General features: G+C 33.6%; 27 protein-coding genes and 1 tRNA gene. 1 reads left to right on the top strand and 27 read right to left on the bottom strand.

The annotated features are described in order from the left end of the window. Positions 1-184: 184 nt before the first annotated feature. Positions 185-257, bottom strand: a tRNA-Arg gene (locus EP747_RS10830). Between the two features lie 981 nt (positions 258-1,238). On the opposite strand from EP747_RS10830, the gene clpP reads away from it, so the two are divergent. After that, a complete protein-coding gene (gene clpP, locus EP747_RS10825) occupies positions 1,239-1,832 on the top strand; it encodes an ATP-dependent Clp endopeptidase proteolytic subunit ClpP (protein ID WP_088012337.1) in 594 nt (197 codons plus the stop codon). Positions 1,833-1,917: 85 nt separating this feature from the next. On the opposite strand, the gene EP747_RS10820 is transcribed toward clpP, so the two are convergent. The 26 genes from EP747_RS10820 to EP747_RS10690 all read right to left on the bottom strand — a co-directional run bounded on the left by EP747_RS10820 (position 1,918) and on the right by EP747_RS10690 (position 26,299). Beyond that, on the bottom strand, positions 1,918-2,175 hold the full coding sequence (locus tag EP747_RS10820; protein WP_025568719.1) for an HPr family phosphocarrier protein: 258 nt from the start codon (positions 2,173-2,175) through the stop codon (positions 1,918-1,920). Positions 2,176-2,195: 20 nt separating this feature from the next. Next, positions 2,196-3,146, bottom strand: a complete 951-nt coding sequence (whiA, locus tag EP747_RS10815; protein WP_098428527.1) for a DNA-binding protein WhiA — start codon at positions 3,144-3,146, stop codon at positions 2,196-2,198. Between the two features lie 39 nt (positions 3,147-3,185). After that, positions 3,186-4,154, bottom strand: a complete 969-nt coding sequence (locus EP747_RS10810; protein WP_129689875.1) for a gluconeogenesis factor YvcK family protein — start codon at positions 4,152-4,154, stop codon at positions 3,186-3,188. Then, positions 4,154-5,038, bottom strand: coding sequence for an RNase adapter RapZ (gene rapZ / locus EP747_RS10805; protein ID WP_129689874.1), 885 nt, complete (start codon positions 5,036-5,038; stop codon positions 4,154-4,156). Before rapZ ends, EP747_RS10810 begins: the two co-directional genes overlap by 1 nt. A gap of 27 nt (positions 5,039-5,065) precedes the next feature. Beyond that, positions 5,066-5,524, bottom strand: coding sequence for an NUDIX hydrolase (locus EP747_RS10800; RefSeq protein ID WP_114345467.1), 459 nt, complete (start codon positions 5,522-5,524; stop codon positions 5,066-5,068). A 517-nt stretch (positions 5,525-6,041) separates the two neighbouring features. Then, positions 6,042-6,989, bottom strand: coding sequence for a thioredoxin-disulfide reductase (gene trxB, locus EP747_RS10795; protein ID WP_129689873.1), 948 nt, complete (start codon positions 6,987-6,989; stop codon positions 6,042-6,044). A 262-nt stretch (positions 6,990-7,251) separates the two neighbouring features. Next, the gene (locus tag EP747_RS10790; protein ID WP_129689872.1) at positions 7,252-8,751 is read right to left on the bottom strand and encodes a tetratricopeptide repeat protein; all 1,500 of its coding nucleotides are present in this window, start codon (positions 8,749-8,751) and stop codon (positions 7,252-7,254) included. Positions 8,752-8,926: 175 nt separating this feature from the next. Then, positions 8,927-9,427 (bottom strand): acyltransferase, encoded by a 501-nt coding sequence (locus tag EP747_RS10785; RefSeq protein ID WP_114345462.1) that lies wholly within the window; start codon positions 9,425-9,427, stop codon positions 8,927-8,929. Next, positions 9,424-10,071, bottom strand: a complete 648-nt coding sequence (gene ppaX, locus EP747_RS10780) for a pyrophosphatase PpaX (RefSeq protein WP_129689871.1) — start codon at positions 10,069-10,071, stop codon at positions 9,424-9,426. The genes EP747_RS10785 and ppaX overlap by 4 nt, the downstream gene beginning before the upstream one ends. 13 nt (positions 10,072-10,084) lie before the next feature. Further along, positions 10,085-11,026: a nucleoside recognition domain-containing protein gene (locus tag EP747_RS10775; protein WP_129689870.1), complete on the bottom strand. Its 942-nt coding sequence runs from the start codon at positions 11,024-11,026 to the stop codon at positions 10,085-10,087. A gap of 27 nt (positions 11,027-11,053) precedes the next feature. After that, complete coding sequence (gene lgt, locus EP747_RS10770; protein ID WP_129689869.1) at positions 11,054-11,866, bottom strand: prolipoprotein diacylglyceryl transferase; 813 nt, start codon at positions 11,864-11,866, stop codon at positions 11,054-11,056. Between the two features lie 21 nt (positions 11,867-11,887). Continuing rightward, entirely contained in the window at positions 11,888-12,829 is a 942-nt protein-coding gene (hprK, locus tag EP747_RS10765; RefSeq protein WP_098232001.1) for an HPr(Ser) kinase/phosphatase, read from the bottom strand. Positions 12,830-13,121: 292 nt separating this feature from the next. Continuing rightward, positions 13,122-13,496 carry a phage holin family protein gene (locus EP747_RS10760; protein ID WP_025671435.1) on the bottom strand — a complete coding sequence of 125 codons (375 nt, stop codon included), beginning with the start codon at positions 13,494-13,496 and terminating at the stop codon, positions 13,122-13,124. Beyond that, positions 13,497-13,691 (bottom strand): PspC domain-containing protein, encoded by a 195-nt coding sequence (locus EP747_RS10755; protein ID WP_025568734.1) that lies wholly within the window; start codon positions 13,689-13,691, stop codon positions 13,497-13,499. 226 nt (positions 13,692-13,917) lie between these two features. Beyond that, the gene (gene uvrA / locus EP747_RS10750; RefSeq protein WP_129690182.1) at positions 13,918-16,776 is read right to left on the bottom strand and encodes an excinuclease ABC subunit UvrA; all 2,859 of its coding nucleotides are present in this window, start codon (positions 16,774-16,776) and stop codon (positions 13,918-13,920) included. Between the two features lie 14 nt (positions 16,777-16,790). Beyond that, a complete protein-coding gene (gene uvrB, locus EP747_RS10745; RefSeq protein ID WP_129689868.1) occupies positions 16,791-18,776 on the bottom strand; it encodes an excinuclease ABC subunit UvrB in 1,986 nt (661 codons plus the stop codon). Between the two features lie 286 nt (positions 18,777-19,062). Further along, positions 19,063-20,340: a hypothetical protein gene (locus EP747_RS10740; protein WP_129689867.1), complete on the bottom strand. Its 1,278-nt coding sequence runs from the start codon at positions 20,338-20,340 to the stop codon at positions 19,063-19,065. A 12-nt stretch (positions 20,341-20,352) separates the two neighbouring features. Beyond that, positions 20,353-21,195 (bottom strand): hypothetical protein, encoded by an 843-nt coding sequence (locus EP747_RS10735; protein WP_129689866.1) that lies wholly within the window; start codon positions 21,193-21,195, stop codon positions 20,353-20,355. Further along, positions 21,192-21,881: an ABC transporter ATP-binding protein gene (locus tag EP747_RS10730; RefSeq protein ID WP_129689865.1), complete on the bottom strand. Its 690-nt coding sequence runs from the start codon at positions 21,879-21,881 to the stop codon at positions 21,192-21,194. The genes EP747_RS10735 and EP747_RS10730 overlap by 4 nt, the downstream gene beginning before the upstream one ends. Beyond that, positions 21,882-22,271 carry a GntR family transcriptional regulator gene (locus EP747_RS10725; RefSeq protein ID WP_129689864.1) on the bottom strand — a complete coding sequence of 130 codons (390 nt, stop codon included), beginning with the start codon at positions 22,269-22,271 and terminating at the stop codon, positions 21,882-21,884. It lies immediately after the preceding gene. Positions 22,272-22,687: 416 nt separating this feature from the next. Then, positions 22,688-22,984 (bottom strand): DUF5345 family protein, encoded by a 297-nt coding sequence (locus EP747_RS10715; RefSeq protein ID WP_129689863.1) that lies wholly within the window; start codon positions 22,982-22,984, stop codon positions 22,688-22,690. Further along, positions 22,977-23,516, bottom strand: coding sequence for an RNA polymerase sigma factor SigY (sigY, locus tag EP747_RS10710; RefSeq protein WP_129689862.1), 540 nt, complete (start codon positions 23,514-23,516; stop codon positions 22,977-22,979). The genes EP747_RS10715 and sigY overlap by 8 nt, the downstream gene beginning before the upstream one ends. A gap of 150 nt (positions 23,517-23,666) precedes the next feature. After that, positions 23,667-24,269 (bottom strand): flavin reductase family protein, encoded by a 603-nt coding sequence (locus tag EP747_RS10705; RefSeq protein WP_129690180.1) that lies wholly within the window; start codon positions 24,267-24,269, stop codon positions 23,667-23,669. A gap of 16 nt (positions 24,270-24,285) precedes the next feature. After that, complete coding sequence (locus EP747_RS10700) at positions 24,286-24,891, bottom strand: alpha/beta hydrolase (RefSeq protein ID WP_129689861.1); 606 nt, start codon at positions 24,889-24,891, stop codon at positions 24,286-24,288. A gap of 2 nt (positions 24,892-24,893) precedes the next feature. Further along, positions 24,894-25,835, bottom strand: coding sequence for a ring-cleaving dioxygenase (locus EP747_RS10695; RefSeq protein WP_129689860.1), 942 nt, complete (start codon positions 25,833-25,835; stop codon positions 24,894-24,896). A gap of 20 nt (positions 25,836-25,855) precedes the next feature. Further along, complete coding sequence (locus EP747_RS10690) at positions 25,856-26,299, bottom strand: MarR family winged helix-turn-helix transcriptional regulator (protein WP_129689859.1); 444 nt, start codon at positions 26,297-26,299, stop codon at positions 25,856-25,858. Positions 26,300-26,646 lie beyond the last annotated feature (347 nt).

Here is a 26,646-nt window from a genome sequence, read left to right as displayed (position 1 = left end):
CTTTAAATATATGACTTTAAGTAAAGGGAACCCATTCTTCATTGGATGGAGTTAAAGTACATCTTTAGTTGTAGGATAAAGGTAGGATTTAGGGCTGAGATTCCGGGTTTAACAGAGGAAAAATAAAAACCGAGTGATATTTCTGTTAGATAACAGATCTTATCACTCGGAATATTTTTTTTAGCGCGCTCGACAGGATTCGAACCTGCGACACACGGTACCGGAAACCGATGCTCTATCCACTGAGCTACGAACGCATGTTTTTTAAAGGGTAAATAAGTATAGTGTTTTAGTCGCCCCAATCTCAGTAAGCTTAAGCAAGTAGCAGCTCGATTGGTTTTTCACCAGAAATATGTTTACTCTGTCCCACCCTTGCCTCAGTATGTAATTGCAAGGAGTGGCTCGGCAAGTGCGCTCGAGGTAGTTTCATGGGTGCATATTCATTCGTGCTCTATCCACTGAGCTACGAACGCATATTGTATAAAGGGTAAATAAGAATATCGTATTGTCGCCCCAATCTCAGAAAGTTAATGCAAAGAGTGGCTCGATTGGTTTTTCACCAGAAATATGTTTACTCTGTCCCACCCTTGCCTTAGTATGTAATTGCAAGGAGTGGCTTGGCAAGTGCGCTCGAGGTAGTTTCATGGGTGCATATTCATTCGTGCTCTATCCACTGAGTTACAAACGCATATTATATAAAGGTAAATATGTATATTGTTTTTGTCGCCACAATCTCAGTAAGTTAGTATAGGAGCAGCTCGATTGGTGCGCTGATGTTTCGCTATGTAGCTTATTCGCAAGTTTATAAGAAAATCTTATGTTTTATTATATCGTTAGAATGTTCTGACCGCAATGATTTAGGTTTTTTTGAGTACGAAAATAAATATAATTTTATGATGTCCTCTGTAAATAGGGGACTTTTTTTATTGTTTGCTTCTTCCTTTCTTTCGTTCTCATCTTGGAATGTCTACTTTCTTTTCATAAGCCTAGAATATGCTTTAATCAATTAGTTATTAGTTTTTTAACTTATCAAAAGAAAAACTACATAAAGTTACGTTTAATAATAGGAAAAGTCGTTAATGATGTTGAAGTATTAGATAAATAGATATGTTATAAAAGGTCAATATTTTTTAGTTTAAATAATACATTAAATTAGCATCTCTTTTATTTGACCTTTTTTGACCTTAAAGGTATTATTGTATTAATCATTCATTTGTTTTAAACAAGGAGGAGAAAAAATGAATTTAATTCCTACAGTTATTGAACAAACAAGTCGTGGTGAACGTGCGTATGATATATACTCTCGTCTATTAAAAGACCGCATCATCATGTTAGGTAGCGCAATCGATGATAACGTAGCTAACTCGATCGTTTCACAACTTTTATTTTTAGCAGCAGAAGATCCAGATAAGGATATTTCATTATACATAAATAGTCCAGGAGGAAGTATTACTGCTGGTATGGCTATTTATGATACGATGAACTTTATTAAGCCTCAAGTATCTACAATTTGTATTGGTATGGCGGCTTCAATGGGTGCTTTCTTATTAGCTGCTGGGGAAAAAGGAAAGAGATATGCTCTTCCAAATGCAGAAGTTATGATTCACCAACCATTAGGTGGTGCTCAAGGTCAAGCTACTGAAATCGAAATTGCAGCTAAGCGAATCTTGTTCTTACGTGATAAATTAAACAAAATTCTTGCAGATCGTACTGGTCAACCATTAGATACGATCGAGCGTGATACAGAGCGTGATAACTTTATGACTGCAGACCGTGCATTAGAATACGGATTAATTGATAAAGTAATTTCTAATACTGCAGCTATTAAATAATAATAAAAAACTAGCCGTAATTTTTCGGCTAGTTTTTTTTTTTTAGAAAAAAATTGGACATCCAACTTGTGAATGCCCAATTACATCAAATTTCTTCTCCAATAAAGTCCATTACTGCTTCCATCGCTTCAACTTCATCGTCGCCAGTAACAGTAATTACTATTTCTTCTCCATGTGGCACTGCAAGACTCATAACACCCATAATACTCTTAACGTTTACTTGTTTACCTTTGTAAGCTAATAATACTTCTGAACGAAATCTCGTAGCAACTTGAACAAATTGTGCTGCTGGACGAGCCTGTATTCCAGTTTCTAATAGTACTCTCCCTTTTTTCTCAATCATTTTTTCTTCCCTCTTAACTTTTATTTTATTTTTATTGGTTCTCCCGCTCTTAGTTTATCAGCTATTTCATCAATTTTACGTAGTCGATGATTGATTCCTGATTTACTAATCGCGCCGCTAGATACCATTTCACCTAACTCTTTTAAAGTTACATCCTCATACGCTACTCGAAGTTCTGCAATTTCACGTAGCTTTGGCGGTAATATATCTAAACCAACTGAGCTTTGGATATAACGTATATTTTCAATTTGTCTGAAGGCTGCACTGATCGTTTTATTTAAGTTCGCAGTTTCACAATTTACTAGACGATTAACACTGTTTCTCATATCTCTTACAATGCGGATATCTTCAAACCTTAATAAGGCTGAATGTGCACCAACAACGTTTAAAAACTCAGTAATTTTTTCTGCTTCCTTTAAGTACGTAATATAACCTTTACGTCTCTCTAGTGTTTTAGCATTTAATCCGAATTCATTCATTAGACGACAAATTTCTTCCGTATGCTCTTTATATAGTGAAAAAATTTCTAAATGATATGAAGATGTCTCTGGATTATTTACCGAACCACCAGCTAGAAAAGCACCTCTTAAATAGGAGCGTTTACAACATTTCTTCGCAATTAGCTCTTTCGCTATTTCATTCGTAAAGGTAAATCCTTCACCAGTTATATAAAGATCATTTAAAATATGTTTCGCTTCTTCTTTTATTCGAACAATATATACATTGTTCTTTTTAAGACGCATTTTTTTACGAACGAGCAATTCAACGCCCACATCATAAACACGTTTAATTAATACATATATTCTTCTAGCAATTGCTGCATTTTCAGTAACTACATCTACAATAAATTGGCGATTCGCAATTGATAATGAACCATTCATTCGAATTAAAGAGGATAGCTCGGATTTTGAACAACAATCTTTGATCTCAATCGTTGTTAATTCTTTTTTCGTTTCTGATGCAAAGGACATTTGAATCACCCCCTCCTTCTAGCTCTATATACTTTTTCATTATTCTTTTATTTTTGTCGGGATTAGATCACATAAAATTTCAGCTAACTTTACTGTATCATGCCTAATCACATTATCATCATATTTAACGATCGACTTATGAACAATTTCTAGATTTAAAGAAGTAAGCTCATTTATATCTAGTTTTACTTGTTGAGCATGTTCTTCCTTATAAAGTTCTAAAATATTTTTAGGCATTGTGCCTTCATTTACAATAATTGTATCGATAAAACTTGAGTCTAAATGTTGGTATAGAGCCTTTACATGATCACTAGCTGTATAATGCAAAGTTTCACCCGCTTGTGTCATCACATTACATACATATACTTTTTTAGCTTTTGAATTTATAACAGCCTTCCCAATTTTAGTAACTAATAGATTAGGAAGGATACTCGTATATAAACTACCTGGTCCAATTACAATTAAGTCAGCACGATTAATTTCATCAAGCGCCTCTTTTAAAGGTTCAACATTTCCTGGTGCTAAAAATACTCTTTTAATCTTCTTACCAGAGTACGGAATTTTTGATTCCCCTGAAACAATTGTGCCGTCTTCTAATTCAGCTTTTAATACGACACTTTGATTAGCTGCTGGTATAACTTTCCCTCTTACATTTAATACCCTTCTCATTTCAATGATTGCGCGATAAAAATCACCTGTTATCGCAGTCATTGCACTTAGCATTAAATTACCTAGAGAATGTCCAGAAAGGTCTCCAGATGTTGCAAATCGATGCTGGAATAATTCTTCCAACATCGGTTCCACATCTGATAACGCGGCAAGTACATTTCGTACATCACCAGGCGGTGGAATTTTTAACTCGTCACGTAATCGTCCAGAGCTACCACCATCATCTGCGACTGTAACGATCGCGGTAATATCAACGGGATGTTTTTTCAACCCACGAACTAAAACAGATAGTCCCGTTCCGCCTCCAATTATTACTATTTTCGAACGCTGACTAACCATTACTTATGACTCCTTTTTTCAACATCCCGATGGCTAATATTCGTTTCATATTGATCCTTATAGTAGTTAGCTAAATACTCTGCTAAAGTAACAGAGCGATGCTGTCCACCCGTACATCCGATCGCAATGATTAGTTGTCGTTTACCTTCTCTTTTATATTGAGGTAACATAAAACTAATTAAATCAATTAATTTCAGCATAAATTCGGTTGTCTCATTAAATTTAAGAACATAAGAGGAAACTTCTTCATCTAAGCCAGTTAAAGGACGCATTGATTCAACATAAAATGGGTTTGGTAAAAATCGTACGTCAAATACTAAATCCGCATCAATCGGTATTCCGTACTTAAAACCGAATGACTGAATATTTACTGAAAAACCTTCTTGTTCATTTTCTCTAAATTGCTCAATTATTTTTTCTCGTAAAATTTTAGGTTTTAAATCTGAAGTATCATAAATTAATTGTGCACGCCCTTTTACTTCAGCTAAAAGAGTACGTTCCATCTCAATTCCTTTTAATGGAGATCCCGTTGGAGAAAGTGGATGTGAACGACGAGTTTCTTTGTAGCGAGTAACAAGTGCAGCATTCGTTGCATCTAAAAATAAAATTTGAGGGATGATTGAAGGAGTAGACATTAATTGATCTAACGAATTCCCTAACTGATCAAAAAATTCTCTTCCTCTTAAATCCATAACAAGAGCAACTTTATCTGTTGTATTGTGATCCGGGTCCTTTAATAGCTCTACAAATTTTGGAAGTAGAGCAGGAGGAAGATTATCAACACAGAAATAACCGATATCTTCTAAAGCTTGAACAACGACAGTCTTTCCAGCACCTGACATTCCAGTTATAATAACCATTTTTACATGTGATCTTGTAGGCATTTAACTCAACCCTTTCTATAATTTAGGTTAACTAGGATTTAAACGATATCTTAATAATTCAAAATCCGGTGTATAGACAAAGGTACCATGTAAAATTTCTGTACCCTTTAGTAAATAATCAATAATATGATAGTCACCTGCTGCCATAGGAAGATTTTTCACTTCATCTATTGCATGCCAGCGAAGAATTCCTTCTTCACACTCATCTTGATTTTCACCGTCAAACTCGGTAGCCAAAAATGAAAACATCATCCATTCATTCACTACCTTAGCATCTTCTTCTATAATAATTGTAAAAACACCTTTTAATTTTGGGTTTTTTAAGTAAACACCTGTTTCTTCACGATATTCACGAACAACTGCTTCTCTAATGTTTTCACCTGGCTCCATCTTACCGCCGGGTGCAACCCACCAGTTTCTTCTAGGTTTTTGTAGCAAGAGGATATTATTTTCATTTACCAAAACACAATGTGTAACTCTTTGCATTTCTTATACCTCACTTACAATTTGGACTTGCAGTTGGTTGAAACTGCCCAATCTATATTATACCGTTAAACTAGTCAGACAACAACTTGTTAAGAGTAGGAATTAGGGTAGAAAGGTTCAGGCTAAAGGAAAAGATTTTGTGGGTTCGAACTAGGGTTGAGGAAACAAAATCGATTTACTTTCGGAGACAAATAAAGAAAACTCACCGATTGACGAGCTTTAAAGCGAAGACTAAAGGCGTAGTTGCACTTATACTTAATTGCTAAAATTTGCAACTACGTCAGCTACTCCTTCGTCGCTGTGAATTTATACTTTAATGCACAAAAAAAGGGAACATGGACAAGCGCATATCCATGTTCCTATATATATTAGGGGGCTCTCTGGTTATTGTCTATATTACAGTAACTATATTTCAAGAGAGTTACACCCTAATTACATATAAGTTTCAGAATATTACAATTTCATTCACAATTCTAAAACTTAATTTTATATATCTGTTTATCGTTTTTAATCAAGATTAGTTAGTTTTAGATAATTCTTCTTTTAATTCTTCAATATAATGTTGTACAGCTTGAGCAGCAATACTTCCGTCTCCAGTAGCTGTTACAACTTGACGTAAAGTTTTTTCACGAACATCACCAGCAGCAAAAATACCTGGTACTCTTGTTTCCATTACATCATTTGTTTCGATATATCCATTTTCATTCGTAATGCCTAAACTTAAGAATGGTTTTGTTAATGGAAGCATTCCAATATAGATAAATACGCCATCTGTTTTAAATTCAGATTCTTCACCATTTTTAGTATCTACAAGCGTTACGCTGCTTACTTTACCATCAGTTCCGTTAACTTCTTTAATTGTTGAATTCCAAATAAATGAAATCTTTTCATTTGCAAATGCACGGTCTTGAAGAATTTTTTGAGCTCGTAATTGATCTCTACGGTGAACGATTGTAACTTTAGAAGCATATCGAGTTAAATATACGCCTTCTTCTACTGCTGAATCTCCGCCACCTATTACAACTAATTCTTTATCCTTAAAGAATGCTCCATCACAAACAGCACAGTATGATACACCACGTCCTCCAAGCTCTTGCTCGCCTGGTACACCAATTTTTTTGTATTCTGCACCTGTTGAAATAATAATTGCGCGTGCTTTGTATTCTTTTTTACCAGCAATGATTGTTTTATATTCTTTACCGTCAATAATTTCTTTAATGTCACCATAAGCGTACTCAGCACCAAATTTTTTCGCATGATCAAACATTTTATTTGATAAATCTGGTCCTAAAATACTATCAAAACCTGGGTAGTTTTCAATTTCTTCAGTATTTGCCATCTGTCCACCTGGAATACCACGTTCCATCATTAATGTAGAAAGATTTGCACGAGATGTATATACAGCTGCAGTCATCCCTGCAGGACCAGCTCCAATGATAATAACATCATAAATTTTTTCTTCCATTACTTAATCACTCCTTGTACTTAAATGGCTAATTGCCCTACTTTATTAACTATCACTATCCTAATACGCGACGACATAAAACAACAAATCATATGCTCATGATAAAGAAAACTCGTCGACTGACGAGCCTTTTAGGCGAAGTCAGAGGCGTAATTGCCCTTATACTTAATTCCTAGAAACCACGTCGACTACGAATCCTTGCTGCCAATTTATACTCACCTTAATGTGAAATAAAGAAAGCTTGCATTAACACCATCTGGTATTAATACAAGCTTCGAATGGCGCTAATGCCTTTATTTAATAAATAGGTAGAGATATTATAGTTTGCTGCAATTTTCTTTTGTGATACACGTTTTACTTCATTTTCAACAAGATAATGTGTAGCAGCTAATAAAACATCTTCATCTACAGGTAATTCTTTATATTTTAATGTAAGTTCACAAATAGCGAAAAACCATAATTGAAGATGATTACGTAGTATTATATAATCTTCTTCCCAAATTGTCTGTACTTTCTTTGCTCCGTTAATCGCAATATTCAATGATGGATGAGGCTCTAGATAACACATATTATTTAGAAGAACTTGTTCTAATTGTTCATCGAGACCAATATTTTCTAATGGGTTTAAATCTTGAAGGATTGAACTAAATTTTTGTTCATAATAATATTCCTTCATAAAATAGATTAATCCCCATCTCTCACTATTCGAATTGGAGTTTTTTGCTTGGTACTCTGTTTCAGCCATTAATTGTTCGATTTCATTCGATGAATGTTTTTTTTCAACCCATGGAGCCAATTCCTCATGATCATCAAATTCACTTGTCATTTCAAAATTCCATATACGCTCCGCCGTTTCAATTCTTCCAGATTGATAAGCTGCATCACAGAACATATAATAAAACTGTATTTCACGATCTGGTCGTTCCATATAAAGTAAATGAAATAACTTATAAGCTTCTTCATACTTCTTGAATTGATAGAAAAGTACACCAAGCTTGTGGCGGTGCTCTTCAGAAATTGGAACAATATTTGATAAGCCTTCCAGATATTGAAGAGCAATTTCTTGTTCATTTAATATTCTTTTTAGCATTGTTAAATGAATTAAAGCTGATAAATTACCTGGATTTTGTTCTAAAACATATTGTAATACTCTTTCAGCTTCCTCAGGATTACCTAAATGAAGCTCTACTAAAGCTAAGTTATTATAAGCTGGCCAAAATTCTTGATACTTATCAACTATATTAAGTAAAGTTGTTTTAGCAGATTTCCAATCATGATTTGCCAAATAGCTTGTAACCCGCTCTTGAAGCACTAATAAATCATCATTAATACTTAAATCATCATCTTCTTCACTATGAATAATATCTAAATAGTCTTCTAGTTCCTCTAATTGCTCTTCATCCGTACCAATTTCTAAATACTTTTGAGCATACAAATTGGCTTTTTGGAACAGCCCTAATTCAAAAAATGCAAATGCTAATAAATAATATACATCCTCATTTGTTGGATATTTATCTAAAATATATTCTAAAACTGTAATTGTAGTTTGATATTGATGTAATGATAAAAGCTTTCTAGAAATATCTATAAGAACTGTTTGATTTTCTTCATTTTCAGCAGCTTTTTTCAAATAATAAATCGCTTGCTCAGAATCGTTACTATTATAAGCTTTCATCCCTTTTTCGTAGAAATAATCTTTCGGTAACGAGAACGAAACGACATTATGAAATTGTTTTGTTTGATTCCCCAAATTTTCAGACATTCGATCCTCCAGTTTTTCAAGCTTATCACAGTATATCACATAAAAAGAGGAAATAGTCGCCGTCCAAATTATAAGAATTTTAAACGAACGCACAATTTCCACATTATCTAAATAAGTTGTCAAAGTATTATTTTAACCGAAACAAAAAATATTGAAAACCACTTTTTTTAAGAGTTTAAATAGTAGTTTCAGATTGAGGTAATGAAATAATAACCATTGGATTACCTCCAACGAATGCACCAGCTGGAACATCTTTGTTGACAAGTGTTGCAGCTGAAACTTTCGCACCATCACCAATTGTGACACCCGGCAGGATTGTCGTATTTGCACCAACTAACACATTATTACCAATAATGACTTCTCCTAATCGATATTCATTAATTAAATATTCATGCGCCAAGATTGTTGTATTATAGCCAATAATCGAATTCCTACCAACTGAAATTAATTCTGGAAACATTAAATCAGGCGTTACTTTAAACGCAAAGGATGTATACTCACCTACTTTCATTCCAATGAGATTCCTATACATCCAGTTTTTCAGTCTAAAGAAAGGGATATAACGAGCTATTTCAATGACAATGACATTTCGAAATGTTTTCCAAAATGAAACAGTCTTGTACACTTGCCAAAGTGAATTCTCACCTTCAATTAGGTAGCGTTTGGTTTTCCTCAATTCTCATCAATTCCTAAAATTGGTAAGATATCGCTCATCTTTTCAAGCATAAAATCAGGTTTAAAAGTAGCTAAAAATTCTTTTCCTTTTAGTGACCAAGCAACACCTGCTGTTTTCGTTCCAGCATTTTGACCACCTTCAATATCATGGTAATTATCGCCCACCATTATACTCTCTTCAGGAATAGAATTTAATTTTTTTAAAGCTAATTGAATCGGTTCTGGATGTGGCTTTGCATTTTGCACGTCATCAATTGTAATAACAGTATCAAAGAATTGCTTTAATCGACTAAAACTTAAGCCCATTTCAACAACATTTCGGGCCTTTGTTGTTACAATCCCAATTTTATAGCCTAATTTGTGTAAAGTTTCAATCGTCTCATAAACCGTTTCATATTCCTCAACAAACTCATCATGCATCTCCATATTAAAACGGCGATATTCCGAGATCAACTCATCAACTCTTTCTTCATCTACTGTAGAGAATGATTCAGTTAAAGTTGGACCCATAAAAGGTATTACATGTTCACGTTTATATTGTTCAGGATAATATTTATTCAAAGTATGCAAGAATGAAGCAATAATTAATTCATTTGTATTGATTAAAGTACCATCTAAATCAAATAGTATCGTATTTATTTTCATAAGAATTTCCTTTCTATTTCACTTCAGCTTTTAAACTTGATTCAGTTTTTCTACCTACTCTTCCTACGATTCTTGCAACTATACAAGTAACAACTAACGCGACAAAGAAACGAATTAAAAATAAGTATAAAACTGGAATCCCTAAAGGAATAAAGAGAACTGTATCTTCTACTACAGCATGACAAGCTACTAAAAATAAGAAAACAAGGTATAAATCACGTTTCGAAACACCATCTTCTTTAACGGCTTGAATCATAACACCTGCTCCAAAAGCTAATCCAAAAAACAATCCCGCAGCTAATGTAACTCCAGCTTTTGCTTCAACACCAATTAATTTAGTAAATGGAGATAATGCTTTTGTTATATAATTCATCCACCCAAAATCTTTTGCAATTTGAATAACAAGCATTAATGGAAAAACAATTTTAATAAGGTTTAAAATACCCATTAATGACGAAATGATGGCATTATAAACGATATCCCATCCTGACTGGTTAGCGCTTTCTGCAACTGCAATGCCTTTATGAACAATTTCTGTTCCACCAGACCAAAAGAAATGGATACAAATTGCAGATAAAATTGCAAATCCTATCCTTACTAAAACAACAAAAGATGCTCGAACCCCTACAGCAGTAGCTACTGTCGTTTCAACAAATAGATTATGAGAAAAACTTAACATAACTGCAAGGATCAAAGCCTCCTTAACAGTTAAATCCATCGGTAGCATTGCTCCAAGAGCTGCATATAGATTTAAAACATTTCCTAAAACTAATACTAATGCTGCATCTCCCTTTAAACCGATAAAACTCATTAATGGTTCAAGAATATTAACAAACCAGTCCATTAGTGAAGTTTCTTTAATAATCGTTAAAATGAAAGAAATAGGGAAAATTATTTTCCCTATTTTCCAAGAAGTTTGTAAACCAACTAGTAACCCTCTCTTTAAAGTTTCCAACGTGCTCCCCACTCCTGTTTTACAAACTTATGCGTCTAAATAACGCTCATTCGATAACCCTTTAACTCTACGATAAACAAGAATGATAATTGATAGTACGATAATTACGACTGAGATAAATTGTGCCATTCTAATTGTACTTGTTAACATTAAACTATCTGTTCTTAAACCTTCAATAAAGAAACGACCAACTGAATACCAAATTAAATAAGTTAAAAACATTTCACCACGTCTAAGATTCACTCTTCTTAAAATTAGTAAGAAGATAATCCCTAATAAACTCCATAATGATTCATATAAAAACGTTGGATGATAATACGTTCCATCGATATACATTTGATTAATGATCCAAGTAGGTAAATGAAGACTTTCTAAAAATGATCTAGTTACTGGTCCACCATGAGCCTCTTGGTTCATGAAGTTTCCCCAACGTCCAAGCATTTGGCCTACTAAAATACTTGGTGCTGCGATATCTGCAAGCTTCCAAAATGAAATGCCTCTTTTCTTTGCAAAGAAGTAACTAGCAATAAATGCTCCAATTAAACCACCGTGAATAGCTAATCCACCATGCCAAATGGCAGGAATTTCACTAACATGCTTAGAATAGTAGCTCCACTCAAAGAGTACATAATAAATTCTAGCCCCTATAATTGCTGAAGGTAGAGCTACTAAAATAAGATCCAAAAATGTATCATCAGGTATTCCACGTCGTTTACTTTCACGAATTGCCAACCATAAACCTAATACAACACCTAAACCGATTAATACCCCATACCACTTTATTGAAAGAGGACCTAAGTGTAAAAATACTTTATCTAATGGCTGAATATTTGACTCCATTTCAATTTCCCCACTTTTTCATTAAATTAAATCACTAACATTATTACCGCCTTGAATTACTTTCTCTAAACGATCTGCAAATTGCTGTGCTGCATTTACACCCATATTTTTCAAACGGAAATTCATCGCTGCTACTTCAATAATAACAGCTAAATTTCGACCCGGTCGAACCGGCAATGTGATCTTCGAAATATCTGTATCTAATATTTTAAGTTTTTCATCGTCTAAGCCAACTCTGTCGTAAACCTTTTGGGAGTCCCAAGTCTCTAAATCAATGTTCAGCGTAATACGCTTGTAATTACGCACAGATCCTGCTCCAAAAAGAGTCATTACATTAATAATTCCTAATCCACGAATTTCCAATAAATGCTCAATTAATTCTGGCGATGAACCAATCAGCGTATCTTCATCAGTTTGACGAATCTCTACTGAATCATCTGCTACTAATCGATGACCACGTTTTACTAACTCTAGAGCCGTTTCACTTTTACCCACTCCACTTTTTCCAGTAATTAATACGCCGACACCATAAATATCAACTAGTACACCGTGTAACGCTGTAGTTGGAGCAAGCTTAGCCTCTAAATAACTCGTAAGCCTACTATACATTTTAGTTGTCTTACTATTTGATAGTAAGATAGGTACTCCAGTTTCTTCACCCGCTTCGATTAATTCGGATGGAATTTCTAAACCTCGTGTCACAATAATACAAGGCGTATCATCTGCACAAAGTTTTCTTAATCGATTGTGTTTTTCTTCGTCAGTTAAGCTATGATAAAAAGTTAATTCTGTTTTCCCTAATATTTGTACTCGATCAGATGGGTAGTATGTAAAAAAACCTGCAACCTCTATACCTGGGCGAGATAAGTCAGTCGTGTTAATTGAACGATTCAAACCCGCACTACCACTAATGACCTCTAATTTAAAATACTCAACTAAATTCTTTGTACGTAATTTAGCCATAAAAGCCTCCTAAGGATTAATAATTATGTATTATCTCTCATATTGTACCATTTTTAAACTTTGTGGGAAAATGTCGACAAGTCACTAACTGCGCTAAAACGATTAAAAATTATTAATGTGAAAGTGAATTTATCACGGCATTTAGTAACTTTTCAATCAGCTTTAGCATTATCGTAATGATAATCTGTCAAAAAATAACGGAGTTCTCATAATGTTCGAATATCCCATTAATCAAAAAAAAACAAAAAAAGAGACTCTCAAAAGTACTTTAACTTAAGAGACTCCTCTTTTTTTACCGATGACTATGCTTTTTTTTGTCCTTTGAACCAAACACAAAATATTGAATTAACATACTGAATGTACTAATTAGAATCGATGCGATAATAGCAGTTCCAAAACCATTTACTCGTAAGGCATCCCCTAATAAATAATCAGTAATTTCTAGTGTAAATGCATTAATAATAAACAGGAATAATCCCATTGTAAAAATGGTTACAGGTAAAGTTATTAATATTAAGATTGGGCGAATAATTGTATTTAAAATCGATAACACCAACGCTGCAATGATAGCCGTTGGAATATTTTTTACATAAAAATCTGGCTGCAGAAATCCTGCTACTACGATAAAAACTAAGCTATTAATAGCTAATGAAAATAACCATCTCATTTATTTCACGTCACCTTCTTCTGGAACAACAAATATCCAAATTAAATAAACAAATAAAAGTGCTCCAAATCCTACGAAGAATAATATAACAAACAGTAAACGGATTAATGTACTGTCCAAATTAAAATATTTACCCAATCCACCACATACACCCGCAAGCATAGAATCTTTAGAAGATCGATATAGTTTTTTCAAAAAAAATCTCCTCTCTATCGATACGCCCTCATTTTTTTTATCATTACTAATTTTCTATTTCATTATTTATTCTATGTTAAAACATTAAAGAAATGTGGACTACTTTTCAAGTAAAAGGAACTATGTATAACATTAACAAATCCTAAATAAAAACAAATACAAAGAAAAGGAGTTTAGGTCCTATTCTTTGTATTTTTACTTTATTTTGAGACGATCTTTTTTAAGATTAAGATTCCATCAATGCCAATCTTTTTTCCATTCTAGCTTTGTCACGCTCTAATACAGCTTTTAAATACTTACCTGTATGAGACGCTTCGACTTTACATAGTTTCTCTGGTGTACCGGTTGCTACGATGGTACCACCTTTGTCTCCACCTTCTGGTCCTAAATCGATTAGATGGTCGGCTGCTTTAATGACATCTAAATTATGTTCAATTACAAGTACAGTATCACCATTATCCACTAGTCTTTGTAAAACAACTAATAATCGTGCAATATCATCAACATGAAGCCCTGTAGTAGGTTCATCTAATATATATAAAGTTCTTCCGTTCGTACGTTTATGAAGCTCGGAAGCTAGTTTTACACGCTGTGCTTCTCCACCAGATAAAGTCGTAGCAGGTTGACCTAATGTAATATAACCTAAACCTACATCATTTAATGTTTGAAGTTTACGTTTAATCTTAGGAATATTTTCAAAGAATGAAACTGCATACTCAACTGTCATATCTAAAACTTCAGATATCGATTTATCTTTATACTTTACTTCTAAAGTTTCTCGATTATATCGTTTACCATGACAAACCTCACATGGTACGTAAACGTCAGGTAAGAAATGCATTTCTATTTTAATAATTCCATCGCCTCGACAAGCTTCACATCTACCGCCTTTAACGTTGAAGCTAAAACGACCTTTCTTATAACCGCGAACTTTTGACTCATTCGTAGCGGCATATACATCTCGAATATCATCAAATACACCAGTATAAGTAGCCGGATTTGAACGAGGAGTACGACCAATTGGTGATTGATCAATATCAATAACCTTCTCCAATTGTTCAATCCCTTTAATTTCTTTATGCTCCCCTGGACGTACTTTCGAACCATTTAATTTTTGAGCTAATGATTTATATAAAATCTCATTAATTAATGTACTTTTCCCTGATCCTGATACACCTGTTACTGCAACGAACGTACCTAATGGGAATGAAGTTGATACATTTTTTAAATTGTTTTCTTTTGCGCCAACAATTTTAATTTCACGTCCATCGCCTTTTCTACGCTCAAGCGGTACAGGAATAAACTTCTCACCCGATAAGTACTTCCCTGTTAATGAATTTTGATCATTCATTACTTCATTTGGAGTTCCTTGTGAAATGACCTGTCCACCATGAATACCAGCTCCCGGTCCGATATCAATTAAATAATCAGCTGCTAGCATCGTATCTTCATCATGTTCTACAACAATTAATGTATTTCCGATGTCTCTCATATTTAACAATGTGGAGATTAAACGATCATTATCACGTTGGTGCAATCCAATTGATGGCTCATCCAAAATATATAATACACCAGTTAATCTCGAACCAATTTGAGTCGCCAAACGAATCCTTTGAGCTTCTCCACCAGATAATGTACCTGCAGCTCGGTTCAATGTTAAATAATCTAAACCTACATTTACTAAAAAGCCTAAACGCTCTCTAATTTCTCGAAGGATTAGATTTGCAATTTTTTCTTGTTTTGGCGTTAAATCAAGCGTTCCAAAGAAATCAAACGCTTCTTTAACTGACATTTTTGTTACTTCACCAACATGCAAGCCACCAATAAATACTGCAAGAGCCTCTTTTCTTAGACGATGCCCCTTACAAGTTGGACAATGTTGTTGAGCCATGTATTTTTCCATTTGCTCACGAATAAAATCTGAAGATGTTTCTTTAAAACGTCTTTCTACATTAGAAATAACACCTTCAAATTCAATCATTGCTTCACGTACGTGACCTTGCTCGTTATCATATTTAAAATAGATTTGTTCCCCATTACTACCATAAAGAATTTTATCTTGTTGATCTGTTGGTATGTCTTTAAATGGAATATTCATATCAATCCCGTAATGATTACATACACTTTCTAGTAATTGAGGATAATACATCGAGCTAATTGATTCCCACGGTGCTATAGCATTTTCTTTAAGTGATAATTCATCATTTGGGATAACTAAGTTTAAATCCACTTCTAATTTCGTTCCTAACCCATCACATGAATGACAAGCTCCAAACGGGCTGTTAAACGAAAACATACGCGGTTCTAATTCCCCAATTGAGAATCCACATAGAGGACATGCATGATGTTCACTAAAAAGTAATTCTTCTTCACCTATTACATCAATGATAACTCGACCTTCTCCTAGTTTTAATGCTGTTTCAAGAGAATCAGCTAGTCGAGATGCTACTCCATCTTTTACAACAATACGGTCAATTACAACTTCAATTGAATGCTTCTTATTTTTCTCTAATTCTATTTCGTCAGATACGTCAAATAGCTCACCATCAACACGAACGCGAACGAATCCTTGCTTTTTAATTTCTTCAAACACTTTTACATGTGTCCCTTTACGACCAGATACCACTGGAGCAAGCACTTGAATTTTCGTTCGTTCAGGATACTCCATTACACGATCTACCATTTGTTCAACTGTTTGAGAAGAAATTTCGATCCCATGATTTGGACAAATAGGTGTTCCAATACGAGCATAAAGAAGTCGCAAATAGTCGTAAATCTCTGTTACAGTACCAACTGTCGAACGAGGATTTCTACTAGTCGTTTTTTGATCAATTGAAATCGCAGGTGAAAGTCCTTCGATTGAATCAACATCTGGTTTATCCATTTGACCTAAAAATTGACGAGCATAAGCAGATAAAGATTCTACATATCTGCGTTGACCTTCTGCATAAATCGTATCAAATGCTAGAGATGACTTACCTGATCCCGATAAACCAGTCACAACTACTAATTGATTACGAGGGATCGTTACATCGATATTTTTTAAGTTATGCGCTCTGGCCCCTTTAATAATTATTTCATTCATACTTTTCAAGTTCTTCACCTCTCAGACTTCAATTCTAATATTAAGTCACGAAGTTCTGTTGCTCTTTCAAAATCAAGCGCCTTCGCTGCGTCCTTCATTTCCATTTCAATTGATTGAATAAATAAATGACGTTCTTTTTTGTTCATTTTCTTATATTTAGCACTAATGCCGTTTTCATAAACTTCTTCTTCTTCAGCAACAGAAGTAGCTCGAATCACATCGCGTACTTGTTTAATAATCGTTTTAGGAGTGATTCCATGTTTTTTGTTATATTCTTCCTGAATCTCACGACGACGTTTTGTTTCATTAATAGCAATATCCATCGAATTCGTCATTTTATCTGCATACATAATAACATGACCATTTGAATTCCTTGCAGCTCGACCAATTGTTTGGATTAATGATCGTTCAGATCGTAAAAATCCTTCTTTATCTGCATCTAAAATTACGACTAATGAAACTTCAGGAATATCTATACCTTCACGTAAAAGGTTAATACCAATTAATACGTCATATTTACCTAAACGAAGATCACGAATAATTTCAATTCGTTCAAGCGTTTTAATTTCAGAATGTAAATAGTTAACCTTAATTCCGATTTCTTTCAAATAATCCGTTAAATCTTCAGACATTTTCTTCGTTAGAGTAGTAATTAGAACTCTCTCATTTTTAGCAATGCGATTACGAACTTCATCGATAAGATCGTCAATTTGACCTTCAATCGGACGAACATCTATCGTCGGATCTAGTAGACCTGTTGGACGAATAATTTGCTCTACTTTCTCAGGACACAGTTCTAGCTCATATGGTCCAGGTGTAGCAGTTACGTAAATAGTTTGTTGAACTTTTTCCACAAACTCTGCAAACTTTAAAGGTCGATTATCCAATGCTGAAGGCAGACGGAACCCGTGATCTACTAATACTTGCTTTCGAGCTTGGTCACCGTTAAACATTCCCCTAATTTGCGGAACTGTAACATGTGACTCGTCAATCACCATTAAGAAATCTTCTGGAAAATAATCTAATAATGTATAAGGAGTAGAACCTGGTGGTCTCAGCGTCAGATGACGGGAATAGTTTTCAATTCCTGAACAAAATCCCATCTCGTTCATCATTTCTAAATCATATCTAGTTCGCTGCTCAAGCCTTTGAGCTTCTAGTAACTTACCGTTATCTCTCATTTCCTTTAATCGTTCTTCTAACTCAACTTCAATATTTTTAATGGCAATTTTCATTTTTTCTTCACGTGTAACGAAGTGGGAAGCCGGGAAAATTGCAACGTGTTCACGGTCACCTAAAATTTCACCTGTTAATGCATCAACTTCTCTAATTCTCTCAATTTCATCACCAAAAAATTCCACACGAATACAGTGCTCGTCACGTGATGCCGGGAATATTTCAACAACATCTCCACGAACTCGGAATGTACCACGTGAGAAGTCAATATCATTACGCGCATACTGAATATCTACTAGTTTATGTAATAGATCGTCTCTACTAATTTCCATTCCAATACGAAGAGAACAAACTAATTCTCGATATTCTTCAGGAGAACCTAAACCATAAATACAAGAAACACTCGCTACAATAATGACATCCTTACGTTCAAAAAGGGAGGAAGTCGCAGAGTGACGTAATTTATCAATTTCATCATTAATACTTGAATCTTTTTCAATATAAGTATCCGTTTGAGGTACATAAGCTTCTGGCTGAAAATAATCATAGTAACTTACGAAATACTCAACTGCGTTATTAGGAAAGAACTCTTTTAATTCACTATATAATTGCCCTGCTAATGTTTTATTGTGAGCAAATACTAATGTTGGTTTTCCTATTTCTTTAATTACATTAGAAATGGTAAACGTTTTTCCCGTACCTGTTGCACCTAATAAAACTTGATGCTCTTTACCATTTCTAACCCCATCAACTAACTGCTTAATCGCATTTGGCTGGTCGCCTTGAGGTGAATAATTAGAAACTACCTCGAATTCCTGCTCCATCTTCCCCGCCTCCATTTCCAAAACATACCTATCCTTCTATTTTACCACAAAATTTCAAAAATCAATCAAAAACAGAACAAACGTACTTTAAAATTTAAACATCTTTACATATTATCGATGTTCAAGTACAAAATCAAGTAATCAAACTAGAACGTACATTCTTTAAGTCTAGGATGAAGTAAAGAAAAAAGAACAGGAATAAGAAAGAAGAAGGAGTAGGAAAAGATTTTATAAGTTTTATAAAATCCTTTCCTATAACCAATCTCTTATCTTTTTCCTGCCCTACTTATTCAACCTGAAAATCATATACTTGTAATTTTTTTAATGCTTTATTAGATTTTCCCTTAACATTCTTTACTTCTATCTTACCTTCGAAAACACTTTGTCCATTTGCTAAGTCAGCAATAATGAAATCTTTACTGAACTTCCCAGGATTTTCAGTACTATTCGTAATTGCATATAGTTTTCCGTCGATGACTTTATAATTTGAAAGATTATTACCATTTACTTTAGTAATAAGTACCGGTGCACCTTCGACTTTTTTATTATTAAGATTATACTTTAAAACTGAAATACCTTTATCACCGTGCGTTATAAAATACAAGTTCTCTTTATCAAGTATTACATTACTCTGCATCACTTGTTCTTTTTGTTCATTCGATAAATTTAATGTTTCATCTTTATCAGTTTCTAAATTAAATACGACTACTTCATTACTAACTTCTTCAGTTTCCGTTTCTCCATTTGCTTGAACTGTATCCTTTAGTTTTACTTTTTTGTATACATTGTATTTAGAAGGAATAGTTTCATCTGATTCTTGTATCAGATTTTGTATGTCAGTATGTGTATGAGTATTTTGATCATTGGATGATTTATTAATTACTGTACGATCAACAATTTTCTTTTGGTTTACATTAATTCGATACATGACTAGTTCATTTTGATCGACATTTATATTTGAATTTGTAGTTTTATCCTTCACTACATTAGTTTTATTTTGAGAAGTAGTAACAACTAGATCTTTACCGATTAATTGTACATCCTCTACATAAATATATGAGTAGTTTTCTTCCTCTGGAATATCAAGTTTAAATTTAAAACGGTCTTTATTTTGAAGATCAAGACCATCTATATACATTTTAAAATGATTATTTTTATGCTCATACGTACCACCAAGTTTTCCACCTTTTACATCAGCGAACCATGCATAATCATTATCGATATAAAATTCAGAAGAAGAAATTTTTCCGCGCATAAAGTTTCTTTCATTCTTTTTTAAATCATCTAATTTCTTTAAATCATAGTAGTCACTATCAAGCTCACTAAGAATTGAATTACTGTCTTTATATTCGCTTCCATCAGTAGTAATACTTAAACTTCTAGCGTCTACTTGTCCATATCCAGCGCTAATAGTTAAATCTTTAACGTATTTTTTATCTCCATTTTCTGTCTTTAAGTAAAATTTAGGCAACTTGCTTTCTGACATAGCTACTTTTGTAAAAAACGTACCTAAACTAATTGTCGTGACAACTGCTATTACTGCCAAATTACGATATCGCTTCATTCTAACTCCTCCTTACACCGACACTTTGTTTTTTAATAAATATTTACTAAATAAGATTGAACCTGTAATGATGATTGTAAAAAGGCCTAATTCCATATAGAACACTTCACTAGGATAAAATGAAAAATCATCTCCAAACAAATAGGATTCAATAAAAGCTGGTATAAGAAGTAAACCTGCTATTGCAATCACGTATAAAATCCCAAAAACTATACCTTTCCAACGATAACTACGCTCCAATAATATGAATGTGAAGAGGGTAAACACTAGTCCCATTCCAATAAGATACCTAAAAATGAAATCCATAAAATTACTTGGTAATATCATTGTAAAAATAGTAGGACTCATAAAAAGGTCAATCGTACTCATTTTTCCTAAAAGTTCGCTTGGAACTATTTGTTGAAATACTTTTATTTCAATCGGTAAAAGTATTAGTTGAAAAGCGAGCAAACTCAACACCATAATTAAAATCGTAGTCGCTTTAGCAAAGTAAATTGTCATTCTTGAAGTTGGTAGCATAAATAAACGGTAAATAAATGTGTTTTTTCCGAAGTAATCTCTGTACCAAATGATAAAAACATAGAACATCATTAAAGCTATGCATATGACAATTGGACCAATAAATAATGGATGATTAGCAACATGATTAAAGCTTAGCAATCCATTTGAGGAAATGAATTCCTTCGTTGCTTTCATAGAGCTAGCATAATTTGCGTCATTCGCCATGTTCATATAAGAGGACTTTACTAAAAATAAACTCACAAACTGTGAAATAGCTACAATAATAAGTAACCCTATATATAATTTAAAAAATCGATTAACTTCAAAATTAACTAGTTTTAAATATCGATTCATTTTTGATACACCTCTCTCATTACGTCCATCACTGATTTACCTTCTTCTAATCGTATCTCTTCTGTATAAAACTCTTTTAGAATTTCGCCGTTATCTAATAAAACGACCTTATCAATTAAATGCTCAATATCACTAATTTCATGAGTTGTTATAATCACGCCTCGATCCTCAATTAGGTGACTCGTAAACACTTTTGCAATTTGCTCTCGACTAAACATATCAATACCAGAAAAAGGTTCATCCATCAGAACATAATCTACATCCAGTCCTAATCCAAAAAGTAAATTGGCTTTTGCGGCATTCCCTTTTGAAAGCTCACCTAGTTTCTCGTCTTCCTTTAAACGGAAAAATCCAAGTAATTCTTTTGCACGCTCTGGATTCCAATTTACATAAAAATCCTTCATAAACTGCATTGCTTCTCCAACTGTAAAACTAGGAAGCATTGTAAGTGTATCTGGGATAAACGTGATATTTTCGTACATTGTATGATTCATTTTCTTATCATCTATTAATATTTCACCGCAATCGATTGGCGTAATCCCCATAATTGCTTTCATCGTTGTAGACTTACCAACACCGTTAATACCAATTAAACAAGTGATTTCTCCTTTATTTGCAGTGAAAGAAATGTCACGTAAAACATTTTTCCGACCATATTTTTTTGAAACATTCTTTACTTGAATCATTTAAGCCTCCCCTTTCTCTTCTTTTATCTTTTGTTCATAGTTTTGTTTGACCATTGTAAGTAATTCTTCAACAGGAACATTTATTACTTTAATTGAATCTACAAATTCATTTACAGCTTCCATAATCAATTCATTTCGTACACCATTTAATACCTTTATGTCAGTCGTAATCTTACTAGGGAAATTTCGTTCAGTCGTAATCAACCCTTGTTCCTCCATTTCCTTGTATGCTTTTTGTACAGTATTTGGATTTATATTAAATTGAACAGCTAATTCTCTTCTTGATGGTATTTCTTGACCAGCTTCTAATAGTCTTTTGGCAATTTGTTGTTTAAAATGCCTAACGACTTGTAGATAAACCGGTTCACGGTTATTCACTATAAATTCCATCAATCCACCTCCTCGTTCTTATACTCTCTTCGTAGCATGTGTGTGTGTACTACTTAGTTCATACACTTTATACATAACGATGTGTATTACTCAATTAATACACCTTATGTGTGTACTATACATGTAATACACTAAAATTGTCAAACACAAATTTAAAAATACTAGACTAAAATTGAACCGTTCCAATTAGTCTAGTATTTCTACACTATCCTTAATTTAGTTTTTTTCGATCTTTTCGAACAACTAAAAAGTAAAAAAAGACACTAGGCCAAGGGAATTGAATCATTCCTAACAGCCCCCATAACCAGGCTGAACGATTTCTCTTTTTAGCGTTTGTAAAAAGTGTGATACTTTGAGTTATTAAAATTATAAAGACTAAAACTAATATGATAATATTTTCTGTTGTCCATTCCACTTTACATCAACTCACTTTCAATTTTCTTTTTATCTCGTTTAAAAATAATTGGTAGTGCAATAAAGCCTAACCCTTGAATAATAACAATACTTACTGGTGCCTCTAAAGCCATAAGAAGTGCACCGATGAACAAACTGCATGCTACACAGATGAATACTATTAGTTCTTTAAGAAAAATGGTTTTCTTTCTTTTCTGATGACATTTAAGTTTTTCTGTAATCGCACTAATTGAAGGTTCATGTACATTCGTTAAATCATCAAACTGCTTAAATGCTGAAATAATTTCTTCTTTATCCATCTTGCATTAACTCCTTTCTCAATTCCTTCATCCCATTATGAATTCTTGATTTAACCGTTCCTTCTCGAATTCCCATCATATTTCCAATTTCTTCGTTCGTATAGCCATAGTAATGCTTTAATAATATGGCCGCTCGCACTTCTAATTTAAGCTTTTCAAAGCCCTCCATAATATCACTCCACTCAAAACCTTTATAAGCTAACTGCCAATTTAAGGAGCGCGATAACTTTTCAGATTCATTTTTTTGCCAAAACCATTCGCGCTTTTTCTTTCTTTGTTGATCTAAATAAAGTCTAGTAGCGATTGTAATTAGCCAAGTTGAAAATTTGGATTGACCGTTGTATTTCTTTATATTGTCATAACCTTTCAACATCGTATCCTGCACTAAATCTTCCGCAGTTTGTTGATTTAGTGTCATCTTTAAAACGTATTTATATAAAAAGGAATAATGGATTTGAAAGAGTTTAGCAAATGCATCTTGGTCGCCTTGTTGGGCATGTTTTATAATTTCTAGTTCGTCTAAATCAGCCATTTCTTCCTCCTTCCTAGCTAACTTATTCAATATTATTAGTTTTCTTTTGTTATACGAATAGGTTCTTCAAATCGTTCATTATTCTTTTAATTTTTTTCAAAAAAAAATGAAGGGTAAATTCTACTTTACCCTTCACTCTTATTATACTTATTAAGGACGATCAATCGTAAACATTTCCCCAACTTTAGCATAGTCATTTCCTGCTAAACGACTGACTGCTTTTAAGCCATTAGCATCTATACGTCCATTTTCATAAATTTCATCTTCTATATGAAAATAAACAACCTTGCCTATTAATAAGTCGCAAGCCTCACTATCTTTTCCTAATGGAATTGCCTGTTCTAAAATACATTCCATTCGAATTTTTGACTCCTTTACTCCTGGAACTGAAACCATTACACTTTCCACTGGTGTTAATCCTGCTACTTCAACTTCGCTCTCAGTAGGTGGCAATGCAGCTGCTGTTTTATTAATCGCTTCAACATTTGATTCATCAACAATATGGACAACGAACTCTTTTTTCTCAATCGCATTTCTAGCTGTATCTTTTTGTTTACCATTTTGTCGCTGAACAGATACAGATATCATAGGTGGATTAGCTGTTACGATGTTGAAATAGCTAAATGGTGCCCCATTTAATACATTCTCATTTGATTCAGTTGTAACAAAAGCAATTGGTCTTGGAATAATCCCACCAATTAAGAACTTATAATTATCACGCTCACTTAAATCCGCTGGAGAAAAAGATTTCATCATTATTGCATGCTCCTTAAAAGTTATTTTCGTACCAATCAGTTGCTGCTTCAATTTCCGATCTAGTTAAGCTATGCCCCATGTTTTCCCAATGAGTAACGACTTTTGCACCAGCACCGTCTAACAATGATGCTAATTCTTCTGTTTCTTGTGGTAAACAGATTGGGTCATTTTTGCCTGCACCAATGAAGACAGACACATCTTTCATATTTGGCAATTCTAAATCACGAATCGGTACCATTGGATGCAATAGCATTGCGCCTTTAAATACATTTTCATAATGAAACAGTAGGCTTCCTGCAATGTTAGCACCGTTTGAATAACCAATTGCGATCATATTGTTCGAATCAAATCCATATTCCATGGACGCCGATTCAATAAACTCTTTTAATTCTTTTGTACGGAAAACTAAATCTTCCATATCAAATACCCCTTCAGCTAATCGCTTAAAAAAACGTGGCATTCCATTTTCGCTCACATTTCCTCTTACAGATAAAACAGAAGCTTCATCATCGATCATACCTGCAATGGGTAATAGATCAAGTTCATTCCCACCTGTACCATGTAATAATAAAAATGTTGGCTTTGATGGATTACTTCCTCTATTAAATACGTGCTTCATCGTCATTCTCCTTTCACTTTTCTAACAACAATGGGTTGCAAGTGATTTTCTATTATTTCACGATTTGGCTCTTGCCACTTTGGTAGCATTAACTGTTCTCCTAAATGGTCTATATTCTCATCAATCGTAAATCCTGGTGGATCAGTTGCAATTTCAAATAATAACCCACCATTTTCACGAAAATAAATTGCATTAAAATAATTTCGATCTTTTACTTCAGTAACTCCATAATGATGGTCATATAACTTATTTTGCCATTTTACATGTTCTTCATCATTACTTGCCCTCCATGCAATATGATGGACAGTTCCTACTCCCATAACGCCTCTTCCTACTGCAGCTAATTCTATATCGATAATATTTCCGATATCACCAGCAGCCTTAAAACGTAAATAGTTACCCTCTTGACCTAAGCATTCTAATTCCATTACATTTTCCAACAGTTCAGCTGTTTTATTTGGTGCTCCAGAATATAAAACTGCACCACCAAACCCTTTAATCGCTACATCCTTAGTAACGCCATTAAATTCCCAAGTATTTTCCTGACCAGCTTCCCTTTCAACTAATTCAAGCTGTAATCCATGAAAGTCTTCAAATTGAAGAAATGTTTCTCCAAATCGACTTACTTTTTTTGTATGAATATTAAATGATGCTAAACGAGTTTCCCAAAATGCCATTGAGTTAGCCGGGATTAAGAATGTAGTAATCCCTACTTGACCACTTCCTACTTTTCCTTTATATGCATTTGCCCAAGGGAAAAAAGTCATGATTGTCCCTGGTTTTGCAGTTTCATTTCCAAAATAAAAGTGATACGTACCTGGATCATCAAAATTAATTGTTTTTTTCACAAAGCGTAAGCCTAAAATCCCAGCGTAGAAATCCATATTTTCTTGTGGATCACCAACTATCGCAGTGATATGATGTATGCCTTTCATTTTCTCCATAAACTCTCCTCCGTTCTAATTCATTTTTTATTTAATTTCCTTAATAAAGTAAGTAATTGTAATTGCTCTTCTTCGGTTAATTTACTGAATTGAGCTTGCTGGAACTCATCTTGTGTAGGAACAATTTCTTCATACATTTTTTGACCTATCTCTGTTAAAGAGAGATATTTGTTTTTCCATTCCACTTCTCTTTTAATCCACTGAAGCTCTTCCATTTTCTTTAATAAATGGGTCACATTTCCTTTTGTAACGACTAATTTATCCGCTAATTCTTGCTGAGTAAGACGCTTATTTCTCCCCACATGGACAATTACATCAAATTGAGCAGTCGTCAGTCCCCATTTTTTCAATTGATTATTTGATTCTCTAACATTTTTTAGATAAAAACGTGCTAATCGAAACCAAAGTAATACTGCTAAATTTTTTGATATATTTGCAGAAGCTTCATTATGACTATTTAACATTTTTGCACCTCTTTGATCGATCTCGTTATCAGTTTAATACTAAACTGATAACTTTGCAAGTAGATTGCTTTATCTAAATAAAAACCCGTTTTCAAAAAATTACTCTCGAAAAAGAAGATCGTTAATTGCTCTCTATTCGTTGAACGAGACCTCAGCCTCGTCGACGTATGCAATTCTTTGGGCTCTCAGCCTTCCCTCTTTCTTATCAATTTCATAACTTAATATTCTGTATTACACTACTTCTTCCAACGAACTTAAATTTCCTTTAATTTCCTTCTTTTATTCATTTTTTAATTACTGATGATATAATTAAGTTTAATTTCAATAACTAGAAAGAAAGGTAAAAT

It is taken from the genome of Gottfriedia acidiceleris, assembly GCF_004138285.1.
GTDB classification, from domain to species: domain Bacteria; phylum Bacillota; class Bacilli; order Bacillales; family Bacillaceae_G; genus Gottfriedia; species Gottfriedia acidiceleris_A.
The sequence above is the reverse complement of the archived record's forward strand: the minus strand, read 5'-3'. Positions and strand labels throughout refer to the sequence as shown.

Coding starts and splice junctions, on each gene's coding strand:
- EP747_RS10790 (WP_129689872.1), bottom strand. CDS start 8,751: ATGTCTGAAAATTTGGGGAATCAAACAAAACAATTTCATAATGTCGTT.
- EP747_RS10690 (WP_129689859.1), bottom strand. CDS start 26,299: ATGTTAAATAGTCATAATGAAGCTTCTGCAAATATATCAAAAAATTTA.
- lgt (WP_129689869.1), bottom strand. CDS start 11,866: ATGGAGTCAAATATTCAGCCATTAGATAAAGTATTTTTACACTTAGGT.
- EP747_RS10740 (WP_129689867.1), bottom strand. CDS start 20,340: ATGAAGCGATATCGTAATTTGGCAGTAATAGCAGTTGTCACGACAATT.
- ppaX (WP_129689871.1), bottom strand. CDS start 10,071: ATGAAAATAAATACGATACTATTTGATTTAGATGGTACTTTAATCAAT.
- EP747_RS10760 (WP_025671435.1), bottom strand. CDS start 13,496: ATGAGATGGTTATTTTCATTAGCTATTAATAGCTTAGTTTTTATCGTA.
- trxB (WP_129689873.1), bottom strand. CDS start 6,989: ATGGAAGAAAAAATTTATGATGTTATTATCATTGGAGCTGGTCCTGCA.
- EP747_RS10800 (WP_114345467.1), bottom strand. CDS start 5,524: ATGCAAAGAGTTACACATTGTGTTTTGGTAAATGAAAATAATATCCTC.
- EP747_RS10705 (WP_129690180.1), bottom strand. CDS start 24,269: ATGAAATCTTTTTCTCCAGCGGATTTAAGTGAGCGTGATAATTATAAG.
- EP747_RS10730 (WP_129689865.1), bottom strand. CDS start 21,881: ATGATTCAAGTAAAGAATGTTTCAAAAAAATATGGTCGGAAAAATGTT.
- EP747_RS10695 (WP_129689860.1), bottom strand. CDS start 25,835: ATGGAGAAAATGAAAGGCATACATCATATCACTGCGATAGTTGGTGAT.
- uvrB (WP_129689868.1), bottom strand. CDS start 18,776: ATGGAGCAGGAATTCGAGGTAGTTTCTAATTATTCACCTCAAGGCGAC.
- EP747_RS10715 (WP_129689863.1), bottom strand. CDS start 22,984: ATGGATAAAGAAGAAATTATTTCAGCATTTAAGCAGTTTGATGATTTA.
- clpP (WP_088012337.1), top strand. CDS start 1,239: ATGAATTTAATTCCTACAGTTATTGAACAAACAAGTCGTGGTGAACGT.
- EP747_RS10735 (WP_129689866.1), bottom strand. CDS start 21,195: ATGAATCGATATTTAAAACTAGTTAATTTTGAAGTTAATCGATTTTTT.
- sigY (WP_129689862.1), bottom strand. CDS start 23,516: ATGGCTGATTTAGACGAACTAGAAATTATAAAACATGCCCAACAAGGC.
- EP747_RS10700 (WP_129689861.1), bottom strand. CDS start 24,891: ATGAAGCACGTATTTAATAGAGGAAGTAATCCATCAAAGCCAACATTT.
- EP747_RS10820 (WP_025568719.1), bottom strand. CDS start 2,175: ATGATTGAGAAAAAAGGGAGAGTACTATTAGAAACTGGAATACAGGCT.
- whiA (WP_098428527.1), bottom strand. CDS start 3,146: ATGTCCTTTGCATCAGAAACGAAAAAAGAATTAACAACGATTGAGATC.
- EP747_RS10725 (WP_129689864.1), bottom strand. CDS start 22,271: ATGGAATTTATAGTGAATAACCGTGAACCGGTTTATCTACAAGTCGTT.
- rapZ (WP_129689874.1), bottom strand. CDS start 5,038: ATGCCTACAAGATCACATGTAAAAATGGTTATTATAACTGGAATGTCA.
- EP747_RS10810 (WP_129689875.1), bottom strand. CDS start 4,154: ATGGTTAGTCAGCGTTCGAAAATAGTAATAATTGGAGGCGGAACGGGA.
- uvrA (WP_129690182.1), bottom strand. CDS start 16,776: ATGAATGAAATAATTATTAAAGGGGCCAGAGCGCATAACTTAAAAAAT.
- hprK (WP_098232001.1), bottom strand. CDS start 12,829: ATGGCTAAATTACGTACAAAGAATTTAGTTGAGTATTTTAAATTAGAG.